The 256-nt window shown below is 47.3% G+C and carries 1 protein-coding gene; it reads right to left on the reverse strand.

Going from position 1 to position 256, the window contains the following annotated elements:
• Positions 1–256: RnfABCDGE type electron transport complex subunit D (locus AAEY75_RS16080; protein ID WP_352260159.1), on the reverse strand; the 256-nt coding region annotated here is incomplete at both ends.

The raw sequence follows: 256 nt of genomic DNA on the forward strand, positions 1-256 counted from the left end.
GTTACGCCCTGTGCCGCCGAAGATTTCTTTTGCAACTACCACACCAAAGGTAATACCTAGTGCGACCATCCACAATGGGATAGTTGCTGGTAAGGTCAGTGCAAAGAGAACCGAAGTAACGAAGAAACCTTCGTTAATTTCATGGCCACGCACTGACGCAAACAGCACTTCCCAAAAACCACCGACAATAAAAGTCACTGCATAGATAGGTAGGAAGAAGCACGCACCATAGAACATCAAGGACGCAATGCCAGAG

Origin of the sequence: Psychrobacter sp. TB55-MNA-CIBAN-0194, from assembly GCF_040309505.1 — a bacterium.
Taxonomy (GTDB): Bacteria; Pseudomonadota; Gammaproteobacteria; order Pseudomonadales; family Moraxellaceae; genus Psychrobacter; species Psychrobacter fozii.